Source organism: Alphaproteobacteria bacterium (genome assembly GCA_023898745.1).
Taxonomy (GTDB): Bacteria; Pseudomonadota; Alphaproteobacteria.
In genome coordinates, this window is the sequence record CP060237.1 from 783,306 (window position 1) to 806,815 (window position 23,510).

Consider the following 23,510-nt stretch of genomic DNA (forward strand, 5'->3'; position numbering starts at 1 on the left):
TATTTTGTTCGATACGCTGAGATGTAGAAATTGATAGATAAAAATAATTGAGTTTTGAATATGAAAAACGGAGGAAAGGTCAGGTTGCTGAGTTGCAAGCGATTCGGATATTAAAAAGCAAGAAATATAAAATTTTGCATCATAATTTTAAGTGTCATGCTGGTGAAATTGATATTATTGCACGAGATGATAATTTTTTGGTTGTGGTGGAAGTGAAATGTAGACCTAACTATAGAACGATTAAATGTGTGCGTATGAAACAGCGCAATCGCATCAAACGGACACTAGCTTATTTTTTGAAAGAAAATCCGCACTATAAAACTTACCTTGTGCGGTTTGATATCATATTGTTTGCAACAAAATATATGCAGTATGCACATTTAAAAAATGCGTTTCAATGATGTCATCCAAGGATCTTCTTAGGTTTATATCAGACAGATCTTTTGGTTCGTTCTGCTCATTCAGGATGATGGTGTGATAAATAATTTTTAGACCAGGATAAAATATTGCCTGCCCCCATAAATACAACAATATCTCCTTGTTCAATAACATTTGGGAGATGTGTATTAAGCTCCTCTTGTGTTGCAACATATGCATGAGGCGCAGTGAGTTTTTTTGATAACACTTCAACAGAAACTCCATCTATAGGCTGCTCATTTGCAGCATATATCGGAATGATAAAGATGTAGTTGAATGCGTTTAAGGCTTCAACAAATTCATCCATTAATTCCTTTAGCCGTGTGTAACGATGTGCTTCAAAAACGGCAATAACACGTTTTGCACCACTTTGTTTTGCTGTTTCATATACGGCGCTAATTTTCTTAGGGTTATGCGCATAATCATCCACAAATGTGATTTCATTATTGGTTGTGTGTCGAATTGTAAAACGTCTTTGGACACCTTGAAAATGTTTTAATCCTTCATAAATTGCGTGATCATCTATTTTTATATGCTGAGCTAATGCAATAGCAGAAAGTGCATTGAGTACGTTATGAGTGCCTAAGGCAGCTAATTCTATATCTTTCAGTATTTTTGATTCGAGAGGGGCTTTGATTTTAACATCAAAAATAGTTTTATTAGACATTTTCCTAATATTATACGCTTGAACCATAGCATCGTTGAGTATGCCATACGTTATGACATCTTTTTTTATTAAGGGGCGTAAACTTTGCACAAGAGGATCATCGATGCAAATGATTGATAATTCTGATGATTTGTTGATAAATTCAATAAACGAATTTTTCAGATGTTCAAGAGATGAATAATGATTTAGATGTTCACGATCAATGTTAGTGACAACAGAGTAGGTGCCTATAAGGTCTAAAAAACTTCCATCTGATTCATCAGCTTCTACAACACACCAGTCATTAGTTTGACCTACATAAATGTTTGAATTGACTGCATTGACAACACCGCCATTAATAATGGTGGGATCCAAGTTTGTTTGTTTTAACACACTCCAAATAAGAGCTGTTGTTGTGGTTTTTCCATGGGCGCCAGAAATAGACACAATATTCTTATATTTTTTTATAATTTCTTTCAGGATGTCGGCACGCTTGAAGATCGGGATATTGCGTTGTTGTGCTTCTAATAATTCAGGATTTTCAGGATGGATAGCTGTAGAAATGACAATAATATCTGCATGTTTGATATTATTTTTATCATGCCCTACATAAGTGGTTATATTTTTGAGAGTTACTGACTTGAAATCACTTCCTGAAACCTGAAAACCTTTTTCGGCAAGTATTTTTGCAATACCACTCATTCCAATTCCTCCAATTCCAATAAAATGAAAATGCGAGAAATTGTTTAGATTTAAAGGTTTTGCCACGACACGCGGTTCTTTTTCCAATGCGTATATGCATTATAAGTTAATTTCAGTGATTACAACAAGCTTTCGTGCTGTGCCGCAAAAAAAGCAAAAAATAAGTTGATATCTTTTTCAGAAGCTGTATAGAATGCCTTAGTAAAACCTCTTTTTTACATAATATATGAAGAAAGACCCTCGCTTATGTGTTGGGATAGTGCTTGTAAATAATCAAAAAAATGTGTTTGTAGGGAAAAGGCATTTTAAAGATTCAAAACAGACGGATGAGTATTGGCAGATGCCACAGGGTGGGGTAAATCCTGGAGAAAATCCGTTTGACGCGATGTTGAGAGAGCTTCATGAAGAAATCGGCGTGAGTTCTGATGAAGTTGAAATTATAGCGGAATCTAAGCATTGGTATAAGTACGATATTCCAGAAGAGTATCACACAAAAAGCTATTGCGCACAGCAACAAAAATGGTTCCTTTTGAGATTTAAAGGGCAAGACGAAGCCATTGATCTTAAAATAAAGCCACAACATCAAGAATTTTCTGAATGGAAATGGAAAGCTTCCAAACAAGTGGCTAAATCTGTTATTCCATTTAAAAAAGAAGTCTACAAAAAGGTTATGAAAGATTTTGAGTGGTATTTTTAAAGAGGCGCGTTAATACGCACGCATCGTAGGAGAATTTTTCTTTCAATGAGTGCGGAGGGCGACGAAGTGTGTTATTTCATGTCAAGGTTTTTGAATGTAGCTGTCCTTGTAAATTCTTCCATTTTTTCAGGTGCATAACCTTTTCTTTTAAATATTGCAGCATAGCCTTTAAAGAACGCGTGTCTTTGTGTTGCGTTGAGTGTTTTTATAAATGTTTTAATATCGCACCAGTTGCTTTTACCTCCAGCTCTGAGCGTATCCGCCATTTGATTGTTATTTAAGAATGTAATTGCTTTTCTGTTTGCGTTGTACAGAACATTTTCAGGTATAAAATCACCTTGCGTCGTTGTATGAAATCCGACATCAAATGGTGTCACATAAGCTGCAAATTTTGATTTCAGATGCCACATAGCTAAAGATCGACCAACATGCTCTAAGGCTTCCAAAGCCTCAGGTGTTTGCAATACATCCTTTAACTGCACTCCTTGTTGCTTAACATCTGTAACCGTAAGATAAATTCTTTCTTTCTTAAATTGACCAAACAAAGGGATGTTTCTTGCAAAGGGGTAAACATAAATAGCATTTTCAAGCTCAATAATAGTCTTCCATCTTTCGGGGCCTTTTATAGTTAACCCATCTTTTGAAAACATGCGTTTAAAGGTTTTTTTGATGAGCGCAAGGTTTAGCCCCTCTCTTTCCGCCTCTTGGTTCACAATAACGCGTTCTGTTTCTAAATAGTCGTCTGGTTGTGATTTTTCTGCAATATTAAAATCGCGCACAATATAGATCAGGTTATTATTTTGATCTTTAACTAAAAATTGTCCTTGGACATTTTCATCTCTTAAGATTTGCGTATTTTTTGCTAGTTTGAGGTGTGTTTCAATAAACCATTTGACAAAATCTTTAGTGACACGTCCTTTGGATAAATTTAGACTATTTTCCCAAATATTTTGAGGAATAGCGTTTGTATCAATTTTTTTCTCATAGAAAGCTGTTAAAAATGGAAACCACATTGTGAACCTTGTTTACGTGTTATAATCTACTATTATTGTTCTCAAGAAAGTATTAAAAAAATGTTAAGTTTTTCACTGCCATCAAAAAAATGTAAAAAAATTTTACTTATGCTTCATGGGTATGGTTCTTCAGCTGCAAATATGATGGGTGTAGCAGAAAAAATTATTTGTAATGATATAGTTTGTGTAGCGCCAGATGCTCCATACAGAAGAGAAGGCGGGGGTTATAAATGGTTTGATATTGGAGATATAAGCAATCCAGATCATAACTCGCTTAGGAATGGTGTAATTAGTGTAAGATCTCATATAGATGCGATAATAGATAATCTTGTGAAAGAATATCATCTAACCTATGAAGATGTGATTTTATTTGGTTTTTCTCAGGGTGCGATGATTGCACTGGATACTGTGATGCGTCATGAAAAATTGAAATATGCAATTGGAGTGTCTGGATTATTTTATCGGACATCTGAACAAAATGGAAAAGGTAAAACAGCTCTCCTTATTCACGGGACAAATGATGGAGTGGTGGATTATCATTTTGCCTTGGAGGCGAAAAAAGCTTTGGTAGATTTAAATGCTAAGGTGCAGTTAGAAACATGCGAAGGATTAGGTCATTCAATTGATGTTCAAGGCGTGTCCGCAATAAAAGATTTTTTGAAGAAAATCGTTTGAAATTCTTGTGTGTTTATCTAAATTATTCTTTAATGTTGATATCTGACAATAAATAAACAGGATTATGTCTCAGAAAAAACTGGGCTTTTTATCTATTTTTTCACTTGTTGTAGGAAGTCAAATTGGTTCAGGGATTTTTGCTACACCTTTTGTGTTAGCGCCTTATGGGTTATGGGGAGCTTTAGGTTGGGCAATTTCTGGATCAATTGCTGTTGTTTTGGCAATAATTTTCGCAAAATTATGCATGCAGTTTCCAAAAACAGGCGGCCCTCATGTTTATGCGTTGGAAGGATTTGGTGAAACAGCAGGTTTTTTTGTGGGGTGGGCCTACTGGATAGCCTCTTGGGCGAGCACACCTATTGTAACCATTACAGCGATTGCATATTTATCATCTGTACTTCCTATTCAAAACCCACTCATATGGCAGATTTCTCTCTTAGCTTTTATCACGCTTCTTAATATGAAGAGTGTTGCAGCTGCAGGTAAGGCAGAGTTTATTTTGACGTTATTTAAGATTATTCCACTTGTGGCCATTCCATTAATTGCTTTGTATCATTTCGATGTTAAAAATATCAAAACATTGGAGGTGATCGATATGCCTTCTATACAAAATATTATTATGACAACTTTGTTTTGTTTTTTGGGACTAGAAAGTGCAACCGCTCCCGCGGAATTTGTAGATCAACCTCAAAAAACTATACCAAAAGCAATTATTGCGGGCACAACATTTGTAGCTTTGGTGTATTTGCTGAATAGTTTAGGTTTGTTAGGTCTTGTTGATACAACAGCACTTATGCATTCCAAAGCCCCTTATGCAGATGCGACATCTGTTTTATTTGGTAATTTTTCATTCGTTATGGCTATTATTGGAGCGTTTGTATGCATTAGCACATTGAATGCTTGGGTTTTGACTAGTGGGCAGATTGCTTATGGTTTGGCGAAAGATGGTTTATTCCCTAGTATATTCAAAAAACAGAATAGAAATGGCTCTCCTTACGTAAGTGTTATTGTAAGTTCCTTATTAATTGTTCCTTTATTGATACTTATTGATGACAAAAATGTATCCGAGCAAATTTCTCTTGTGTTGGATTACTCTATGATATTGGTATTATTTGTATATGGAGTTTCTTCGCTTGCGCTTATCAAGCTTTTAAAGCACAGAGTATTAGGTGGATTAGGATTTGTAATTTGTTTTTTGATTGCCGTATTAACGCCCTTTGCTCAAACACTTGTTTCATGTACGCTTATTTTGCTCGGGATTCCTATGTTTATTTATATTAAGAGAAAAAAATGAAACATATCTTAGTTGGGCAGATCATTAAACTTCATGGTGTAAAAGGTCTTTTAAAATTAAAACCTTATACCGAGGAGGATTTTTTTTCATACACAGATTTTTTTGATGAGAATCAGAAAGTGCTAAAGCTTATATACAAAGCACATGTAAAGGATCATTTGTTGATAGAGATTGAAGGCGTGAATTCACTGGTAAAAGCTAAATCTTACGTTGGAATGAAAATTTATAGCACGAGAAAAGAATTAGCAGAGGATGAGTTTTATTTCGATGATTTAGTAGGTTTACCAGTTTACAACGAGGAGGGTATATTAGAAGGGCGCATTGAAAGGGTGCAAGATTTTCGAGCTTCTCCATTTTTGGTTATAAAAACACCAAGCGAAAAATTGGTGAATGCTTTTTTTCATAGGGAAGCTATTATTGAAATCTCGGATAATAAAGTAGTGTTACAAAAAAGTTTTATTTTAAATTAAATTATTAACAAATTATTAACAAAGTACTTTATTTTTTTCATAAAAATGTCCTAACATGGGGCTATGGAAAAATTACGTTACTGAATTGATGAAGATAGGATATATTCGTTCTGAAAAAAAAGGTGATGCGTTCTATGAAACGCAAGCTAAAGTTTTAGGCGATTGCGAGCGTATTTTTGAAGATATTGGGTCTCAAATTGATGAGTTAGAACATATGTTTGATTATATAAGGCCTGATGACAGAATTTGCATTTATCAACTTGATAGATTTGGGTTGAATGTTCGAGATGTGATCACTTTGATTCATGAATTATTAGAAAAGGGCATTCATCTTTTTAGTGTTCATGATGGCGTTGATACATCAACACATGAAGGACGTGTGTTATTAAAAATATTTAATACATTAAATCTATGTGAACAAAATTCAGTTGTTTCCAATAGCAGGACAGCAAATATGGGCGGTAGAAATGCAGTATCCTCAATTGTTTTAGGGCAATTAACAAGCATTTCTACGCCAAAAAGCAATAACATCTCATCTATAGCCTCAGCTACATCTTCCGGAAGTCTTTCTTCATCAGCAAAGGAATTGTTTAGAAGTTCTGGGCGTCCAAAAGGTTTAACACCACAAGCAAAAGAAAAAGCTGAAATTGCTGCATCAATGTATCAAGAGGGCTCTAAATCTATGCGTGATATTGCGCAAGAGTTAAATATTTCAACCGCGACACTTTATTCTTATTTACGACATGAGAAAGTTATTTAAACTTATCTTTGCTTCCCTGGCTTTTTCTCTTTATACTGAAAAAAAGTGGGAGTTTTTCTTTTGAGAAAATTCACAGGTCTTAAACTGGTTCCTAAATCTATATGGGCCATTGGAATCGCTGGATTCTTGATTAATATCGCAACCTCTCTTGTGTTTGGCTTATCTACCGGGTTTATGCGTTGCTATCTTGGTTTTTCTGTTGGATCAACAGGAAAAATTCAAAGTTTGGTTGAGTCATTAAGCTATATTGTAAAGTTTACATCTGGTATATTTTCTGATGTGCTGAGAAGGCGAAAATTACTCATGCTTTTTGGCTTTGGGTTAATTGTTATTTCAAAGCCAATTATGGCGTTTTCGTCCACTGTCTTTTTTGTTTTTCTTGCAAGAGCGATTGATCGTATAGGAAATGGAATTCAATCCACGCCAAGAGATGCGTTGATTGGGGATTTGGCGAGCAAAGAATCAAGAGGGCAATCATTTGGATTGAGGCAAACATTAACCTATATAGGATCGTCTTTAGGCGCTCTTTTGTCTATTTATATGATGATTTGGACAAATAGTAATTACAAATTTATTTTTATGCTGGCCGGAATCCCATGTCTAATAGCTATAATATTTTTAACTTTCTTTGTTCCAGATCCTATTGCAGATGAAAAAAAAGTTAGCTTCAGGGGGAAGCTATCTATCATGAGGCAAGAAGTAAAAATTCTGGAAAAACATTACTGGAAACTTATACTAGTGGTGTTTGTATTTATGCTTTGTCGATACGGGGAGGCGCCTCTTGTGTTAACGGCGCTTGAAAAATTACATTTACCTGAAAATTATGCCGCAACGGTGAATATTTGTTATAACGTTGTAACTTCCTTAACTGCTTATCCTATAGGTGTTTTATCTGATAGAGTAGGGCGAGAAAGAATTCTTATGTTAGGAATTTGCTGCGCTATTATTGCGAACCTTATACTCGCGCATGCAAATAGCCTTTGTTGGTTATATTTAGGTGTGGCATTTTGGGGGGCTCAAATTGCTATTACCATGACAATTTTTACCGCACTGATTACAGACTATTCTTCAATTCATTTAAGAGGAACAGCGCTAAGTATTTACTATTTTGTGAGTTTTTTAGCTGTGTTGATTGCAGGTCATATTTATGAATTTTGTGTAGAGAGTTTTAGCTTGTCTGCGCCATTTATGGTTGGGGCTGTGTTTAGTTTTATATCATTGCTTTTGACCTTGGTGTTCTTAAGGCCAACAGAAAAAATTGAAAGCCACTAACACTTTTTTGTCTCAAACAACTCTATGACTTGTCCATCCTCAAGGTATTTTTTCATTTCTCTTACTTGGCCATTTTCGTTGAAATATTTTTCCTCTAGAAGCTTTCCGGATTTATAGAAAGTTTTCGCTACAACTTCTTTATTATCGCTATAAATTTGCTGTTTTAAGATTTGTCCACTTGGATAATAACTTTCTTTCAATCCCTCTAAGTGACCATTTTTATACATTTCTTTTGCTGTAAGGGCGCTTCTTTCGTCATAAATTAGCACCTCACCCTCTATCTGATCATTCTTATAATAACCAGTTTTAAATGCGATACCTGTTTTTGGATTGAATAACGTAAAAGGACCTTCCTTTTTTCCATCTTTATAATCAATCATTGAAACAATATTATTTTTTTTGAATAACTTAATGGTACCCTCTAGTTTTTTGCCAAAAATTTGACCTTCCATGATTTTGTCATTATTCTTTTTAAACACAGTAAATTGGTTATTGTCTCCATAGACCGTTGGCATGCTTTTCTCTGGTAGGGGTTTTATTATTTTCGTCTTAAAATGTATGAATAAATCGTTAAAGCATCATGTAGAATAACAGCATACGATAAAATGCAAGTGCTAAAATTAAGAATTGTCCATGGCATTTCATAAAGAAAGCGAGGGCAATATAGCCAATCGCAGATTCAAGTAAAATATAGGGCGATAAAGCTATGACAGTGTCTGTTGAAGGGTGCGATAACACCAAAGCCCCTAAAGATGCTGGAATCGACAATAAAAACGAAAATATGGCAGATGATTGTCTGTTATAACCCAAGATACGAGCGGCAGACAAAGTGGCACCTAATCTTGAAAATCCTGGGATAAATGCAAAACATTGCATCAACCCTATCAAAAAAGCATTTTTAATACTGATATTTGTTTTAGACGCGCTAGGTGTAAATTCAGCAAAGAGCATAAATATTGTGCCAAACAATAAGCCCCATTTGATAAACTGAGGGTCGTATAAATCTATGCATAATATTTTTTTAATTGCAAAACCAATGGCGACAGCTGGAAGAGATCCAATGCAAACTTTAAAAAAGTTTTGCAATAAAAAATTACGAAAGTAAATTACGACTGTAATTAAGGTGCCAAAATGTAATAAATCTGGTGCCAAATGACCGCTTGTAAATAAAGTTAAATGCGCACTAGAACTGACCGGAAGGAACTCCGTGACAGACTGGATAAAAATAGCCTTTAGATCAGCCACTTTTAGTTGTTGGATTTCTTCTCAATAGATTGAGCGCGTTGTGGTTCGCTCATAGCTGGGGTTGCATCAGCAACCTGCTCAGTTTGCGCCCCATCCATATCTTTTGAAAAGAACTTGTTCTTAATAAACATAAAGCCTAGAATTAATGCCGCTAGGAGTAGCAAATTTTTTACTATTTTCATGAACTGTACAAAATAAAAACCTATGGAAAATATTACTCATATTTTAGTATTAAAAACAATACAAATTATATATAAAATTTACTTTTTTTTAAAAAATGCCAGACTTATATGAAGGTAGTTGTTAAGAAAAGTCGCGAATGATGTTTTTTATTTTTGCCTTACAATGTTTAGATAGTGATTCAGATATGGATTCTTGCTACGCAGGAGATGTTCCAGCTGATTTTATGTCTTTTGAAGAGTTGATGGAACTGAATATGGCTATATGGATTTAATGCCAGAATGTGATATGATAAAGGTAAGAAGTGTAAATACAAATCTTCATGGCAGGTTCTTGCAATAACGGTGTTATGCAAAGCTTTATACCTGCACTTGTAATGGTTATTGTATTTGGGGAGTTGCTTTTTTATCTTTTAAATATGACCATTATTATGGTTGGTAATTTTTTCAACTATAATTTCCCTATAGAATATTGGGATGTGATTGAGTTTTCTATTCCTCCTGCTGCTGTCTTATTTTTCTCACTTTTGATGCAAAAGTATGGGGACGTGCCTAACATGTTTCCACATAAAAGTATTGATAAAAGCATGCTAGAAGCAAAACCATCTGTAGACCTACTTAGAGGTTAAGCATTTTTTGTGAAGGTTGCTCGATCAATTGATGCAAATGTTCATCAAATTCTTTTTTTGTTAGCCCTGGGTCAATAATTCCTGTAACTTCTACTGTAATTGTTCCAGGTATTTTTGCAAACTGTTTCGTTGGCCAAAATACCCCTGCATTTAATGCGATTGTTGCAACTGGGATGTTGAGTTTTTTATATATGAAAAATAAACCACTATGATAAGTTCCATTTTCTCCAGCCTTTACTCTTTCGCCTTCAGGGAAAATGCATAGATTTTCTCCATTATTAATCGCTTTACCTCCCTCCTCAAGTAGAGTTCTTAAAGATTGCAGGGTGTTTTTATGATCAATAGCGATTCCGTGTGTATTTTTAATGAGTCTAGAAATGAGCGGATAGTTCAAAATTTGTTTTTTTAGTACGATGCGCATATTTTCCCCTAACTCCGAGCAAATTAAAAATGTTTCCCACATAGATTGGTGTTTAGGTGCGATGATAATCGGAGAAGTTCTGTGTTTGATGAGATCGAAATTTTTAAGCGTATAGTCGATATGTAAAATTTTTTTCGCAATTCTTATGAAGCCGTGCATCCATGATCTCATAATATAGCGCGAAAATGCATCCGTTTTTATAAAAAAACCAGCCAAAACAAAAGCAGGAATATAACATACAGTGAAAATCAAGAAAGTGATATAGAATAACAAAGATCTTATGAATTTCATATGTACAATCCTATTGCTTTCTTAGCTCTTTCAACTCCTGGTTGCCCCTCAGGGTTGATTTGCATTAATTTTGCAAACGCAAATACTTCTATGAATTTTTCCATCATAATTTCTCCTAGCGTTTCCTCATCTAACGCAGCATATTCTTTATATTCAACATAGTAACCATTATCTTCAAGAGCCTTTCTGGTAGCTTGGCTATGAATCTTAAATAACTGATCATATGAAAATGCTTTGTTGTTAACGTATATTTGAGATTGGTCTAATGCATCGTGAAAAAAATAGATCTGAAAAAATTGATTTTTAGGGCCGTCCATCCATAGCTGTAATTGCGAGTGTTGATCAACCGTTCCGCGAGCTGTTATTGGGATAATGCTTTTGTCAGGAGTTTTTCCTAAGCTTTCGGCTATAAGTTGAGACATCCAACCTAATAAGCCACCTGTATAATCTGAGTATGAAAGGATAATTTGTCGATCTATCGGATGGTTATCATAAATGGCTTCAATTTTCTTTTGAATGGTGTCTTGGTTGTTTAAGGCGTTTTGCGCACCCTCAATGAATCTTTGATCTGACAAGCCTAATAGTAAACAAGGGAGTAGCCCCACAACTGTGAATGCTGAAAACCGCCCACCGATTTCCGCAGGGTGTTCTAAAATTTTCCAACCGTGGATTTCTGCTAGATTGCGCAAAGGATTGTTTGTCGCTTCTGTGATGACCAATGTGTTACGCGCAGATAAGTATGAAGATAGTGAATCTGTTTGCGCTAATACCTCAGAGGTCCTTCCTGATTTGGAAATTAATATAAAGAAGGTTTTTTCTTTTGTGAGCGGGAGAATTTTTTCCCTAAATGTTCTTGGGTCTATATTGTCAAAAAAGAGGATTTTACTGCGTTGCTCAGGTTGTGCAATGCATTTTAATGCTTGTCCAACAAGAGAGGAGCCGCCCGTTCCAATAAAGATAATTTTATTAAATGTCTTAATATTGTTTGTAATCTCTTTTAGATCAACAGCATGAGAAAGAAGTTTTTGCAGCATGATTTCTAAAACTTACCATCCTGAGTAAAGTATGAAGGATGGCGCACAGTCATTTTATTTACGTTAGCATGCTTAACGGCTTTTTAAAAAATTACCATCCACAATAAATAAAAAAAGCATTTTGCCTTACCTGCTTCTTCTTAAAATGAGTCTTGATGACTGGAAAACACATCAGATCGATATGTTCGATCTTTTGCTTTTTTCTACATGCGCTTTATCATGCTGGACAGCAGGAGCTTTCCTTGCGGGGTATACATTTAGAAAGTATTGGCAAGCAGGGGATATTGTATTATTTTCTCTTATGTGTGCTTATCCATCCATTTATATAAGTCAGTTTTTCATATTGGCTGGTCTTATAGGGATTTTTATGCATCTTATTATGAGAAAAAGACACATACCATTTGTACCGGTTCTAGCTATAGCGTTTTATTTTTCCTCAGTAATTTGAGATAGCGCAAGAAATTATATCGCCATCCATAATATTATCCTCTATCAAGGATTTAAGATACTCTGTTTGTTTTGAGTTTAACAATGCTTGTCCTGTTGTTGATACAAGCTGAATGCAATATTTTCCGCCAACGTCTTTGAATTTAAATTCTCCACCAAATTTTGATTTTATAGGTTGATTAGATTTTAAAATACCCTTGCTGTGCATTTTATTTAAAGCTCCTGTCGTATCATCTGGAGTGCTAGGAAATTCACCATACCGTGCAATATATTGTTCTACATCCAAGCGAATTTCTTGAAATTGCTTTGCAACAGCTTGAAGTTTGGCGTTTTCCACGAGTTGCATACCTTTAAATACTGAGCCCAAGATAATGCCAATAATAAGGAGCGAAATAGATAATTCAATAAGACTAAATGCCTTGAGTTTTCGGCTGTCCAGCACAGGTATTTTTATTTTTATGTTGCAAGAGAAAAACTTAATAATTCGTTTACAAAAAATCTATAGTTATGCGACGATTTTCTGCGACGGTAATCCATTTTTTTAGCAAAACCTTTTGATTGTGTTTTTCATACTCAAGAATTAAATGCTCTTTTTCACACGCTTCATCTGTAAACTTATATAAAATCACTTGATATCGATTCTCTCCAAGTTTTTTAGATTTTGTTTGTACAAGAGAATCTGTATGCTCTACAAACTGAACCTTTGCTTTAAAGATAGACGCCAATGGGTTGCTTGTTATATCTTTAGCTTTAATACGGTCTGTCGAGTTTTTTTGCTCAACGTGCATGATGATTTTTTGATGATCATTTATAATAGTAGTTTTTTGAGCCCCTAGATTAATAATAAATTTAAACGGATAGCTGGTTTTATTCCATGAAAGGGATCCGTTCATATGCTTACCTTTAGAATTTGTATATCTGATTTTAAATTCTTGTTTTTGAATGTTAGAAAGGTAATTTTCTAAATCTTTTGTAATAGCATTTGCAACAAGAGAAAAAAATAACATCATAGTTGAATTCCTCTCATGCCAGTTAAAATCTCTTGCGCTTCCTTAGTGTACCCTAACTGATCTTGCAAAATTAATCCTTGATGCAACATAAGGGGTGTTTTTTTTCTTTTGCTGCCTTGAATAATAATACGCTTTGCTTGTTTATTCACAAAAATAGGATAAATCTGAATTCCGCCTAGGTTTTGTGAAAAAACATCTAAAATACGATCTAGATACTCTGGTAAATGAATTATGGTGATGTAATTATTTGAGTGTTTAATGCAGAAGTATAGCCATTGCTCTAAAGTTATTTCAGATAAGACGTTAGATAAGAATTTATGTTGGTTTGTCGGTTTATTTATTTTCCTTTCTTCATAGAAGGGTGGGTTGCTTATCACATGATCAAAAACTTTATTAAGCTGATCCTTTCGAATATCTCCTTGTATAAATTGAATGGATAGGCCGTTGTTTTGCGAGTTTTTGCGCGCAAGCTCAACATTGATATGCTGAAGCTCCACACCAGTAATCTCCAAATTGGATTGGCGTTTCTTTAAACATAAGCTTGCGGTACCCACGCCTGAACCTACATCTAAAATTTCACATCCTGTGTTAATGGATGCTGCAAGCAAGATCGCATCAATAGAAATGCGATATCCGTCCTCAGGTTGTAGAATATCGAGTTGTTTGCCATAAAAAAGTGTCACGTTGCCTGTAGACTTTAATTTTTTTCATATGATACCATAGCTATATACGTTCTATAAAGGTTTTAATATTTTAAAACATCGTGTTAATGAGGCTATTCGCGCGCCTCAAATCCGCTTGATTGATGATGGTGGAGAAATGGTCGGAGTTATGTCTGTTCAGGAGGCTCTCGAAATTGCAAGAGATAAAAAATTGGATCTTGTTGAAATGTCTCCCGACGCTCGCGTTCCTGTATGTAAATTGATGGACTATGGTAAGTTTAAGTTTCAGATGCAAAAAAAAGAGTCTGAAGCTAAGAAAAAACAACATCAGCAAGCTTTAAAAGAAGTGCAATTAAGACCAAATATAGGGTCAGGGGATTTAGCCACCAAATTAAAGGCGGTTATGAAATTTTTGGAAGCTGGCGATAAGGTAAAAATTGTTATAAGATTCAAAGGGCGTGAGGTTGTAAGCCCTGACTTAGGACAAAAACTTATTGAGAAAGTTAAGGAAGTTGTAGGAGAAAATGGTGCGTTTGAAGCTATGCCAAAAGTAAACCCAAGACAAATGGCGGTGATGATCGCGCCACAGAAAAGGAAACCAAAATCATGATTTTTTTAATCATTTTACATTTATTAATCACTATTGGATTGATATCTATCATTTTAATGCAAAAAGGCGAGTCTGGCGGAGCGCTTATGGGTAGTAGTCAAGGTTCTGGGTTATTTACAGCTAAGGGATCTGCAAATATTATGACGCATATTACTGCAGTATTAGCGACACTGTTCTTCTTGAATTGCATCTTTATGGTATTTATTTCAACTGGAAAGATGAAAGAAAGTCAAAAGACAATTCAACAAATTGAAGTTCAACGCAAGAAATAAGCAGCACCACTAACGCGCGAGGCGCCATGGCGGTCCAATAGCTATTATTTCTTCCGATAAATAATTCGACCCTTCGTCATATCATACGGCGACAACTCAACCGTAACCGAATCTCCTAACAATACACGAATTCTTTTTTTGAGCATCTTACCTGTGAGGTATGCTAAAATCGTATGTTCTGTATCATCAAGTTGAATTTTGAATTTTGCGCCTGGTAAAACCTCAAGAACTTTACCTTCGGCTGTGATAATATCTTCTTTAGACATTTTGTTTAAGAATGCTGTTCTTGATGTATTCTAGCACTATTTTATCAGACAAATGCAAGGCGTATAATGAGGTGAGCAAGCAAGAGATAATTTCATGATACAACCTAATGATATCCAATCACGCATTAAAGAGTTAACTGAACTTATTTATCATTATGATGATCTATATTACAACAAGGATGCTCCGACTGTGAGTGATGCTGAGTATGATGCGCTTAAGAAAGAGTTATTTGCGTTAGAAGAGCGGTATCCTCAATATCGTTTGCCTGATAGCCCCAGCTTTCGTGTTGGCATTGAACCAATATCTGCATTTGAAAAAGTGACGCATAAAAATAGAATGCTATCTTTGGAGGACGCGTTTACAAAAGAAGATTTGGAAGATTTTATCAAGCGCATGCGCAACTTTGTTAAGGATGTTAAAGAAGAGTTTACCTGCGAACCAAAAATTGATGGGATATCAGCTGCATTACATTATGAAAATGGCATGTTTAAACAAGGATTAACGCGTGGCAATGGACTGATCGGTGAAGATATTACAATTAATTTGAAGACAATTCGTGATATCCCTTTGAAACTTAAAAAAGATATTTCAATTGAAGTGCGCGGTGAAGTTTATATGACACGAGCAGATTTTGAGGCTTTAAATGAAGAACGAGAAGAAAAGTTTGCCAATCCGCGCAATTCAGCTGGGGGCTCGCTAAGGCAGCTAGATTCAAGAATTACAGCAATGCGACCACTGAGGTTTTTCCCTTATGCGATTATTTATGAAGGAATTGATTCACAATATCATATTTTTGATTTTTTGAAAGAGCTTGGATTTTTGATAAATCCATACATTGATTTATGCAAAGGTGCGGATGAAGTCTGGGCGTATTATAAAAAAATAGAATCCATTCGTGCTGCTATTCCCTATGATATAGATGGTGTTGTGATAAAGCTCAATGATCTAGAAATGTGCAAGCGTTTAGGTGTGGTTGGGCGTACGCCCAGACACGCGTTAGCTCTCAAGTTTCCAGCGCAAAAAGGTGTAACAAAAATAGAGGATATTACCATTCAAGTTGGTCGCACAGGCGTTTTAACGCCTGTGGCAGAGTTGTCGCCTATCAATATCGGCGGCGTCGTTGTGAAGCGTGCCACGTTACATAATATTGAAGAGATTGAGCGCAAAGATTTTCGCATTGGAGATACGGTTGTTGTGCAACGTGCAGGTGATGTAATCCCTCAGGTATTGGAGGTTATTTTAGATAAACGCCCTAAAAATTCTCACGCTTTTAGATTTCCTGAAATATGCCCTGCATGCGGACATAACGTTGAGAGTGAAAACGTTGCAGTTATTTGTCCTAACAGTTGGGACTGTAAGGCGCAAATTAAAGAAAAGATTAAGCACTTTGTAAAAGCCTTAGATATTGAAGGTTTAGGTAAAAACAATATCGATTTCTTATATGAAAAGGGATTTATTAAACATATGGGGGATCTATTTTTATTAAAAGACACTAAGCTTGCTGAAGAAGAGGGTTGGGGGGAGAAATCTTTTGCAAACCTAATTCAATCTATCAAAGATCATAAAACAGTTAAGTTAGAAACTTTTATATATGCATTAGGTATCCCAGAAATTGGAGAAGTTACATCTCAGCTGCTTGCAAGACATTATAAAACAGTTGAAAAATTCATTGACGATACACAGTATGCGATTACATCTATTAATGGAATTGGGGAAAGTGTCAAAGAATCTTTAGCGCATTTTAAATCACAAATTCCTATGCATGAAATTCTACCCCATATGGAGGTATTGCCTTATGAAGAGCGTGTTGGTGGAGAGTTCTCTGGTAAAACGATTGTATTTACAGGAACTCTTACAACAATGTCGCGGGCAGAGGCTAAAGAGACAGCAAAAAAGTTGGGCGCGCAGGTGGGATCGTCTATATCTAAACATACCGATATCTTGGTATATGGAGATAAACCTGGATCTAAATACACAAAGGCTGAAGAGTTAGGCATACAATTAATGACAGAAGAAGAGTGGTTAAATATGCTACAATGAAAATATAAGGCTTTTTACTATAAATATGCTTTCTCTTTATGATTCAAAAACGAAGACAAAAGATTCTTTTAGCCCTATAGATCCAAATAACATTACGATGTATGTTTGTGGGCCTACGGTTTATAGCTTTGCCCATATAGGTAATGCAAGACCTGTTGTGGTTTTTGATTTACTATATCGTCTTTTGAGTTTTTTATATCCAAGAGTGACATATGTAAGAAACTTTACAGATGTAGATGATAAAATTATTGATCGTTTAGAGGGAAAAACCTTAGAAGAGTATACCAAACCATATATTGATGCGTTTCATGAGGATATGGGTGCATTAGGTGCGATGAAGCCAGATCATGAGCCAAAAGCAACACAGTATATCGCGCAAATGATTTCCATGATCGAGGGGCTGGTTAGAAAAGGGTATGCATATCATGCGGACGGACATGTTTTGTTCTGTGTAAGTAAATATGAAGGATATGGAGCTCTTTCTGGCATGTCGCAGGATGAATTAGAAGCTGGGGCGCGTGTGGAGGTTGCATCCTATAAAGAAAACCCTTCAGATTTTGTTCTATGGAAGCCCTCATCAAACGATATTCCTGGATGGGAAAGTCCATGGGGTAGAGGGCGTCCCGGCTGGCACATTGAATGTTCAGCTATGAGTTCTGAGTTTTTTGGTAAAACATTTGATATTCATGGTGGTGGGATTGATCTTATATTTCCACATCATGAAAATGAGCGTGCACAATCATGTTGCTTCCACAACACTTCTTATATGGCGAATGTATGGATGCATAATGGTCATTTGACCATGTCTGGAGAGAAAATGTCGAAGTCTCTAGGTAATATAATCTCTGTAAGAGAGCTGTTAAAAGAATATAAAGGTGAAGTTATTCGTTTTGCCTTTTTTATGACACATTATAGACAGCCTATGGATTTTTCAGATGATTTACTGGAAAAGGCTTATAACAATTTGAATAAAATTTATACAGCACTTAGAAGATTTGAAGATATCATACCAACCAACCCAATAGAGAATTTTTTAAAGGCTTTGCAAGATGATTTAAACACCCCTCTTGCTTTAAGTGTTTTATATGAGGCGGTCAGTGAATTAAATAGCGCGCCAACTGATGAAAAAGCTGCGGCTATTAAAGCGAGTTTAAGGTTGTTAGGTATCGGACAGTTTTCTATGAAAGAATGGTTTCAAAATGCAGCAATGAGTGAGAAAGATATATTAGCTTGGATTGAAAAGCGTAACGCCGCGCGTCAAAAGAAAGACTTTCAAGAAAGTGATCGCATTCGTGATTGGCTTTTGGCAGAAGGAGTAGTGTTAGAAGACTCTCCCGCAGGAACGTCTTGGCGAACAATTAGCAAAAACATTTGATAAAATTCATTAAAATATACTAAAATTTACTAGGTCATATAAAAAAATTTCCTTCCATGCCAGAAATTTTATTCAATGGGTCAACGGGACGCATTCAAGGTAAAATAAAAACTCAACCAGATGAAAGCGCGCCAGTTGCTTTAATTCTCCCCCCTCATGCACAGCATGGTGGAGACATGGACAATAAAGTTGTTGTCACAATGTATAAAGTATTTGCTTTATTGGGTTTTACTGTATTAAGAATCAACTACCGCGGTGTTGGAAAATCAACAGCCATACAAAATAGCCCAGATCCACTTTCAAAAACAAATAATTCTTTAACCTCTGGAGAAATGGAGTTGAATGATGCGGCTGTTGCGTTAGATTGGTTACAAAATCACTATCCAACAGTGAAGCAGTTCTGGATTGGCGGTGTTGGTTTTGGAGCGTGGGTAGGTTTGCAATTACTGATGAGACGCCCTGAAATTAAACACTTTGTTGCAGTATCTCCCCCGACGCATATTTTTGATTTTTCATTTTTAAGCCCTTGTCCGGTCCCAGGATTGATTGTTCATGGTGTGGAAGATCAATATGCCCCAATTGCTTTTGTGGATGCATTAATGCAAAAAATGCGCGTGCAAAAAGACATATCTGTCGATTACAAAAAAATCCCAGGCGCGGATCACTTTTTTGAAAATTCTTTACCTCAACTGACGCAAGTTCTTTACGATTATGTTGCGACTCAATCTGATATTAAGGAAAAGACCGCTGCGGAACTTCAAAAATAAAAATACAAAATTTCAATAGTCGTTTATTAAATTTTTTTCTTTTTTTTCTCTTTCATTGCTCTTAGGAATTTAAATCCCTCACAATAAACTATGATATGTTCATATCATGCCTCATTGCATCATCGCTTCATATGTGAATTTTTTGATATGGGGAAAACATGAGTACCGTCATTGATAAGCTTTTTAAAGACTACGAAACGAGAAAAGGTAAGCTTTTATTTAATACGCAAGAAAAGCAATATTTCACAGAGATCTTAAATTCTATCTATGATTTTTCTTTTGTAATTGGAATGCAAGAATGTTTCGAGAAAAATTTTGATCAAGTTTTGTTTTGCGTAAAAAATAGTAACGTTATTCTGGATTGCTTAAATCCAAATAGCCGGTACTGTCCTGATATGCAAAAAGCTGTAAAGTTATTTATTCTGATTATTGCATTACAAAATAAGTGTACTGTAGTTGAGGATTTAGAGGAAGCGAAATTAACGCAACTTGTAGATATTAAGAATATCGAGATATTTATTGAGGAACATTTAAGACGCGATCGCTCAACAGAAGCTGCCTTAATATTTTTCTCAAAAATATTAAATTCTCTCGTATTTGGTGACAAACAAGAAAGTTATATTGAGTTTAAAAAAGAAGATTTTGATATTGACGAGATATTAGTAACAGAAAGCGCTTTGATGTCTGTGTTAGGTTCATTTCAGCTCGCAAGAGAGTTGGAAGATGTAAAAGTCCCTACAAAAGGCGCTTTACGTCAATTCTTTAAGCTATACTATATATTCTACTCTGACGTATATTTTTGCTTATCGCATGATAAATTTTCCTACATTATGCGCAATTTTTTTATTAACCATGGATCGGATGGTAGGCAGTTTAAATTCTTTTTTGAGTTTATGCAGAAGCTTATGAATGATCTAAAAGGAACAGAATTGTTAAATAAAGATTCTTTTTATAAAGAAAAACTCACTCATCCATTCGAAATAATTAATAATCTTCATGAGGTTCCATACGAGTTTTATGATCGCATTCAAAAGGAGCGTACAGATTATGCTGTCAACTATGATAAGTATGCAAAAAATCTAAAAAACCTTTTGTATTATGTATGGAATGAAGTGAATTATGCATACCTTCTATCTTTGCAGTTTGATGAAAATCCTGCATCTGTAGAAGATGTGACCGCTTTTGCAAATGAGCTATTTGAAACTGTGCTAGAGACATACTACAAGACAGATATGCTGCCAACAACACCGCTGCTTAAGTTTTTTATGTCTCAAGAATCTGGTGGTATGGAGTCAACTATTAATGGAGCAGGGGGTGGAACTTCTGGAACTGCAACAAGTTTGTTTGGAAGTAAATTCATTGACGATGCGTATGATAGAGTGATTGATACAGTAAAAAAATCCAATCTTATTACAAACGAGACTATTGCTGGTATGTTGGATAATCAAATGATGAAAACAGCCGCAACAGGATTCTTTAAGAATATGGGAGGAAAGGTCGAATCTGTTGTGCAAAAAAATGTTGTGCAAAAGGTTTTTACTCTAAACTTTTCTAGAATCTCTAAGGGTCTGTTGTTTTTTTGGAGAACGTTTGGAAAATCAAGCGAATTAAAAGAGGTTGCATTAAAAGGAAATAGTGACGAGTTAATTGATAAATTTATAGAAATTATCAAAAAGCCAACTGTAAACGCTGTAAATAAAGGTATGGAAAAAATACCCTACGCTTCTTTAGTTAGTTCACAAAACGTTGGCGGCATTTTAGATACAATTCTTGGTCAGGTGAAAAATGCTATAGGAGACAAAAAATTTATTGAAGATGCTCCATTCACTTCAGCTAGTGGAGCAATTGAAGATTTTGCAAGCACTGTGAAAGATGCGTTTTAATAAAATATTTAGATTTTATTGAGTCATCATAAAAGAAAAACACATGTTAAACGCTAGACGCAAAGAGCTTCTTATCGAAAAATTATACCCTTTACTTGCGCCTGAACAGGCTAATTTACTCCAGAGAATTGATGTAAAAAGTGATCCTATTGCAAAAATCACTTCTTTAAATCTTGTTAAAGAGAGTCTGTTATATGAAATCTTGTCAGATATTATTCAATATCCATATCGTCAACTTGAGAAAGAAAATTTATCTACAGCTTTTAGCAAAGAGCTGTATTTAAAACACAATTTTGTAGTGCTAAAGGGTAATGATGTTATAATGGCAGACCCTTTGGATCTTGCGCTGAAAAATTTTATCCAGGAAAAAATCAAGATAAAAAAAATTTATTTAAGCTCAGTTGCGAATATTAGACATTTTTTGAATCAAGACATTGATACACCTGATTTGCTGCACAATATTTTAACAAAAGCGACCTTGAGGGATGCGTCTGATATTCATTTTCGCTGTGAAGATAAAACAGTGCATGTATGTTTCCGTCTACACGGCATTCTAAGAAAAGTTGATATTTTGTCATTTTCAGAGTGGGGTAAAGCGCTTATTCGTCTTAAAGTCAAAAGTCAGCTCGATATTTCTGAAACGAGACGCCCGCAAAGTGGACGACTAAATTTATCTGAAAATATTGAATTAAGAATTAGCACGCATCCAACAATTTATGGTGAAAATGCTGTAATTCGCATATTAAAGAAAAACAAGACCGCCCAAAACATTAATCAACTTGGATTTGAAGATTTTCAAGTAGATATGATGCGTGAAATGATACGAAAAAATCATGGGTTAATTTTAATTTGTGGTCCAACAGGATCAGGTAAAACTACAACTTTATATAGCTTATTTCATGAAATAAATAATGGCAAAAAAAGTATAATGACTCTTGAAGAGCCCGTGGAGTATAAAATGGAGGGAATAACGCAAACTGAAATTATTCATGATGATATTATGAGTTATGCGCAAGGTATTAAGTCTATGCTAAGACAAGATCCGGATGTTATTTTTATTGGAGAAATACGAGATGAAATAACAGCAAAAATGTGTTTTAGAGCTGCAATGACTGGGCATTTAGTTATTGCAACATTGCATACTTCAAGTATTGAAAATTCTATATATCGTTTAAAAGACCTTGGAGTTACGGAAGAATTTTTAAATGTTGGATTGTGTGGGGTTATCGCTCAACGTTTAATACGAACTGTTTGTAAAAAATGTCATGCAAAAGGATGTAAAACATGTTATTTTGAAGGACTATATGAAAGGCAGGCTATTGGCGAAACCAGGTTATGGTCAGAAAAATTTGAATCATACAAAAAAATAAAAGATATTTTTGCACTTAAAATTAAACAAGGTATCACTTTACCTAAAGAAGAATTTGAATTGTAAATCATAAACCCTATATAATAGCTATAATGGAGTGAAAGATATAATTTGATGGTTGTTCAAGTATCCTTAAAGGATCAGTTAAAATATGGAATCAAGAGAACATGCAGATCTTGTGGGGTTGGGTTTTATGATTTAGATCAGCATCCAAGCGAATGTCCAAACTGCGGGGCATTATATGAGCTGCATGTAACTGCAAGAAGCAGGCGTTCTACAGATGTGGAGTTTGATATAGATGAGACATTGGAAAAAATGCCTTTCGATATTGAAGATACAGATGATATTAAGGAAACATCCGGTGGTGAGTTTATTGAGGATGATCCATTAGATTTATAAGGGCACTATGTTTATGTGCGCTTTTTGCTGGATGTGTTATGACAAAAAATGACACCCCAGCGTATGTTGTATTTGATCCAAAAGCAAATCAACAAAAAGAAGAAGTAAAGATTTTAAGGCAGAGCGCTAAGACTCTTACTTTTTCGCTTACTGATTCGGACCTTGAAGATATAAAAACGCTAGAATACAGGTTTGATACAGAAAAAAATATGGCCGGCTTAGCGGCTGTTCAAATAAATATTCCTAAGAAAATCATTATTTTTAGTTGCAATAACCTAGAATTAAAAAAGTTCAGACCAACCTTAACGCAGATGATGCCTAAAACAATATGGATCAATCCATCATATAAAGGTATTGAAGAAGCAGGAAAAGATGAAACCTATGAAGGGTGCTTTTCCATCAAAGACACTGTAGGTATAGTAGAACGTTACAGCAAGATTCGCTATAAAGCGTTTGATATGGACGGAAAATGTATTGAAGGAACCGCAGAAGGGTTTCTTGCAAGAATCATTCAACATGAAATTGATCATATTCATGGAATTCTTTGCATAGATCGCGCATCATCTTCTATGGATCAAGAGATTTACATAAAGATGAGAAATGAAGCGCTGAAACGTTGAGGTATGAAAACAAAACCCTTTAAAATAAGAAAGATTTAAAGGTA

Annotated in this window: 29 protein-coding genes; 18 read left to right on the forward strand and 11 right to left on the reverse strand. The window is 35.1% G+C overall.

Going from position 1 to position 23,510, the window contains the following annotated elements; all coding sequences use genetic code 11:
• Window positions 1-47: 47 nt before the first annotated feature.
• Entirely contained in the window at window positions 48-401 is a 354-nt protein-coding gene (locus H6850_03850; protein USO02211.1) for a YraN family protein, read from the forward strand.
• A gap of 56 nt (window positions 402-457) precedes the next feature.
• Here H6850_03850 and H6850_03855 read toward each other — a convergent pair whose 3' ends face one another.
• A complete protein-coding gene (locus tag H6850_03855) occupies window positions 458-1,831 on the reverse strand; it encodes a UDP-N-acetylmuramate--L-alanine ligase (protein ID USO02212.1) in 1,374 nt (457 codons plus the stop codon).
• Between the two features lie 160 nt (window positions 1,832-1,991).
• Here H6850_03855 and H6850_03860 point away from each other — a divergent pair, with 160 nt between their 5' ends.
• On the forward strand, window positions 1,992-2,462 hold the full coding sequence (locus tag H6850_03860) for an RNA pyrophosphohydrolase (GenBank protein USO02213.1): 471 nt from the start codon (window positions 1,992-1,994) through the stop codon (window positions 2,460-2,462).
• A 71-nt stretch (window positions 2,463-2,533) separates the two neighbouring features.
• Here H6850_03860 and H6850_03865 read toward each other — a convergent pair whose 3' ends face one another.
• On the reverse strand, window positions 2,534-3,475 hold the full coding sequence (locus H6850_03865) for a hypothetical protein (protein USO02214.1): 942 nt from the start codon (window positions 3,473-3,475) through the stop codon (window positions 2,534-2,536).
• 60 nt (window positions 3,476-3,535) lie between these two features.
• Between H6850_03865 and H6850_03870 the strand changes: the two genes are divergently transcribed.
• The 5 genes from H6850_03870 (at window position 3,536) to H6850_03890 (ending at window position 7,946) form a co-directional block, all read left to right on the forward strand.
• Entirely contained in the window at window positions 3,536-4,150 is a 615-nt protein-coding gene (locus H6850_03870; protein ID USO02215.1) for a dienelactone hydrolase family protein, read from the forward strand.
• Window positions 4,151-4,214: 64 nt separating this feature from the next.
• The gene (locus H6850_03875) at window positions 4,215-5,444 is read left to right on the forward strand and encodes an amino acid permease (GenBank protein ID USO02216.1); all 1,230 of its coding nucleotides are present in this window, start codon (window positions 4,215-4,217) and stop codon (window positions 5,442-5,444) included.
• Window positions 5,441-5,914 carry a 16S rRNA processing protein RimM gene (rimM, locus tag H6850_03880; protein USO02217.1) on the forward strand — a complete coding sequence of 158 codons (474 nt, stop codon included), beginning with the start codon at window positions 5,441-5,443 and terminating at the stop codon, window positions 5,912-5,914. Before H6850_03875 ends, rimM begins: the two co-directional genes overlap by 4 nt.
• A gap of 55 nt (window positions 5,915-5,969) precedes the next feature.
• The gene (locus tag H6850_03885; GenBank protein USO02218.1) at window positions 5,970-6,674 is read left to right on the forward strand and encodes a recombinase family protein; all 705 of its coding nucleotides are present in this window, start codon (window positions 5,970-5,972) and stop codon (window positions 6,672-6,674) included.
• Between the two features lie 60 nt (window positions 6,675-6,734).
• The gene (locus H6850_03890) at window positions 6,735-7,946 is read left to right on the forward strand and encodes an MFS transporter (GenBank protein ID USO02219.1); all 1,212 of its coding nucleotides are present in this window, start codon (window positions 6,735-6,737) and stop codon (window positions 7,944-7,946) included.
• Here the strand turns inward: H6850_03890 and H6850_03895 are convergent.
• Genes H6850_03895 through H6850_03905 form a run of 3 tightly spaced genes read right to left on the reverse strand, consistent with a single transcriptional unit; the run spans window position 7,943 to window position 9,373 of the window.
• Window positions 7,943-8,461, reverse strand: coding sequence for a hypothetical protein (locus H6850_03895; protein USO02220.1), 519 nt, complete (start codon window positions 8,459-8,461; stop codon window positions 7,943-7,945). The two genes, H6850_03890 and H6850_03895, sit on opposite strands and share 4 nt — an antisense overlap.
• Before the next feature lie 55 nt (window positions 8,462-8,516).
• Window positions 8,517-9,191, reverse strand: a complete 675-nt coding sequence (locus tag H6850_03900) for an undecaprenyl-diphosphate phosphatase (protein USO02221.1) — start codon at window positions 9,189-9,191, stop codon at window positions 8,517-8,519.
• 2 nt (window positions 9,192-9,193) lie between these two features.
• On the reverse strand, window positions 9,194-9,373 hold the full coding sequence (locus H6850_03905; GenBank protein USO02222.1) for a hypothetical protein: 180 nt from the start codon (window positions 9,371-9,373) through the stop codon (window positions 9,194-9,196).
• 320 nt (window positions 9,374-9,693) lie between these two features.
• Here H6850_03905 and H6850_03910 point away from each other — a divergent pair, with 320 nt between their 5' ends.
• Complete coding sequence (locus H6850_03910) at window positions 9,694-9,999, forward strand: hypothetical protein (GenBank protein USO02223.1); 306 nt, start codon at window positions 9,694-9,696, stop codon at window positions 9,997-9,999.
• Here H6850_03910 and H6850_03915 read toward each other — a convergent pair.
• Complete coding sequence (locus H6850_03915) at window positions 9,989-10,711, reverse strand: 1-acyl-sn-glycerol-3-phosphate acyltransferase (GenBank protein USO02224.1); 723 nt, start codon at window positions 10,709-10,711, stop codon at window positions 9,989-9,991. The genes H6850_03910 and H6850_03915 overlap by 11 nt on opposite strands.
• The gene (locus tag H6850_03920) at window positions 10,708-11,745 is read right to left on the reverse strand and encodes an SIS domain-containing protein (GenBank protein USO02225.1); all 1,038 of its coding nucleotides are present in this window, start codon (window positions 11,743-11,745) and stop codon (window positions 10,708-10,710) included. The genes H6850_03915 and H6850_03920 overlap by 4 nt, the downstream gene beginning before the upstream one ends.
• 121 nt (window positions 11,746-11,866) lie before the next feature.
• Here H6850_03920 and H6850_03925 point away from each other — a divergent pair, with 121 nt between their 5' ends.
• Window positions 11,867-12,193 carry a hypothetical protein gene (locus tag H6850_03925; GenBank protein ID USO02226.1) on the forward strand — a complete coding sequence of 109 codons (327 nt, stop codon included), beginning with the start codon at window positions 11,867-11,869 and terminating at the stop codon, window positions 12,191-12,193.
• Here the strand turns inward: H6850_03925 and H6850_03930 are convergent.
• From H6850_03930 to H6850_03940, 3 genes are read right to left on the reverse strand one after another with little or no spacing between them, the layout of a single operon-like run.
• Window positions 12,182-12,634 carry a prepilin-type N-terminal cleavage/methylation domain-containing protein gene (locus H6850_03930; GenBank protein ID USO02227.1) on the reverse strand — a complete coding sequence of 151 codons (453 nt, stop codon included), beginning with the start codon at window positions 12,632-12,634 and terminating at the stop codon, window positions 12,182-12,184. The genes H6850_03925 and H6850_03930 overlap by 12 nt on opposite strands.
• Window positions 12,635-12,680: 46 nt before the next feature.
• The gene (locus H6850_03935) at window positions 12,681-13,202 is read right to left on the reverse strand and encodes a hypothetical protein (protein ID USO02228.1); all 522 of its coding nucleotides are present in this window, start codon (window positions 13,200-13,202) and stop codon (window positions 12,681-12,683) included.
• Complete coding sequence (locus H6850_03940) at window positions 13,199-13,885, reverse strand: methyltransferase (GenBank protein ID USO02229.1); 687 nt, start codon at window positions 13,883-13,885, stop codon at window positions 13,199-13,201. The genes H6850_03935 and H6850_03940 overlap by 4 nt, the downstream gene beginning before the upstream one ends.
• A 67-nt stretch (window positions 13,886-13,952) precedes the next feature.
• Here H6850_03940 and H6850_03945 point away from each other — a divergent pair, with 67 nt between their 5' ends.
• Together H6850_03945 and secG are read left to right on the forward strand one after the other, a co-directional pair.
• Window positions 13,953-14,474: a translation initiation factor IF-3 gene (locus H6850_03945; GenBank protein USO02828.1), complete on the forward strand. Its 522-nt coding sequence runs from the start codon at window positions 13,953-13,955 to the stop codon at window positions 14,472-14,474.
• Window positions 14,471-14,746: a preprotein translocase subunit SecG gene (gene secG, locus H6850_03950; protein USO02230.1), complete on the forward strand. Its 276-nt coding sequence runs from the start codon at window positions 14,471-14,473 to the stop codon at window positions 14,744-14,746. Before H6850_03945 ends, secG begins: the two co-directional genes overlap by 4 nt.
• A gap of 44 nt (window positions 14,747-14,790) precedes the next feature.
• On the opposite strand, the gene infA is transcribed toward secG, so the two are convergent.
• Window positions 14,791-15,012 carry a translation initiation factor IF-1 gene (gene infA, locus H6850_03955; protein ID USO02231.1) on the reverse strand — a complete coding sequence of 74 codons (222 nt, stop codon included), beginning with the start codon at window positions 15,010-15,012 and terminating at the stop codon, window positions 14,791-14,793.
• A 94-nt stretch (window positions 15,013-15,106) separates the two neighbouring features.
• Between infA and ligA the strand changes: the two genes are divergently transcribed.
• The 7 genes from ligA to H6850_03990 all read left to right on the forward strand — a co-directional run bounded on the left by ligA (window position 15,107) and on the right by H6850_03990 (window position 23,466).
• Window positions 15,107-17,053, forward strand: coding sequence for an NAD-dependent DNA ligase LigA (ligA, locus tag H6850_03960; GenBank protein ID USO02232.1), 1,947 nt, complete (start codon window positions 15,107-15,109; stop codon window positions 17,051-17,053).
• A 25-nt stretch (window positions 17,054-17,078) separates the two neighbouring features.
• On the forward strand, window positions 17,079-18,428 hold the full coding sequence (locus tag H6850_03965; protein USO02233.1) for a cysteine--tRNA ligase: 1,350 nt from the start codon (window positions 17,079-17,081) through the stop codon (window positions 18,426-18,428).
• Between the two features lie 56 nt (window positions 18,429-18,484).
• Window positions 18,485-19,195 carry an alpha/beta hydrolase gene (locus H6850_03970; GenBank protein USO02234.1) on the forward strand — a complete coding sequence of 237 codons (711 nt, stop codon included), beginning with the start codon at window positions 18,485-18,487 and terminating at the stop codon, window positions 19,193-19,195.
• Window positions 19,196-19,353: 158 nt separating this feature from the next.
• Entirely contained in the window at window positions 19,354-21,078 is a 1,725-nt protein-coding gene (locus H6850_03975) for a hypothetical protein (GenBank protein USO02235.1), read from the forward strand.
• Window positions 21,079-21,121: 43 nt separating this feature from the next.
• Complete coding sequence (tadA, locus tag H6850_03980) at window positions 21,122-22,513, forward strand: Flp pilus assembly complex ATPase component TadA (GenBank protein USO02236.1); 1,392 nt, start codon at window positions 21,122-21,124, stop codon at window positions 22,511-22,513.
• A gap of 48 nt (window positions 22,514-22,561) precedes the next feature.
• Window positions 22,562-22,846 carry an FYDLN acid domain-containing protein gene (locus H6850_03985; protein USO02237.1) on the forward strand — a complete coding sequence of 95 codons (285 nt, stop codon included), beginning with the start codon at window positions 22,562-22,564 and terminating at the stop codon, window positions 22,844-22,846.
• 38 nt (window positions 22,847-22,884) lie between these two features.
• Window positions 22,885-23,466, forward strand: a complete 582-nt coding sequence (locus tag H6850_03990) for a peptide deformylase (GenBank protein USO02238.1) — start codon at window positions 22,885-22,887, stop codon at window positions 23,464-23,466.
• Window positions 23,467-23,510 lie beyond the last annotated feature (44 nt).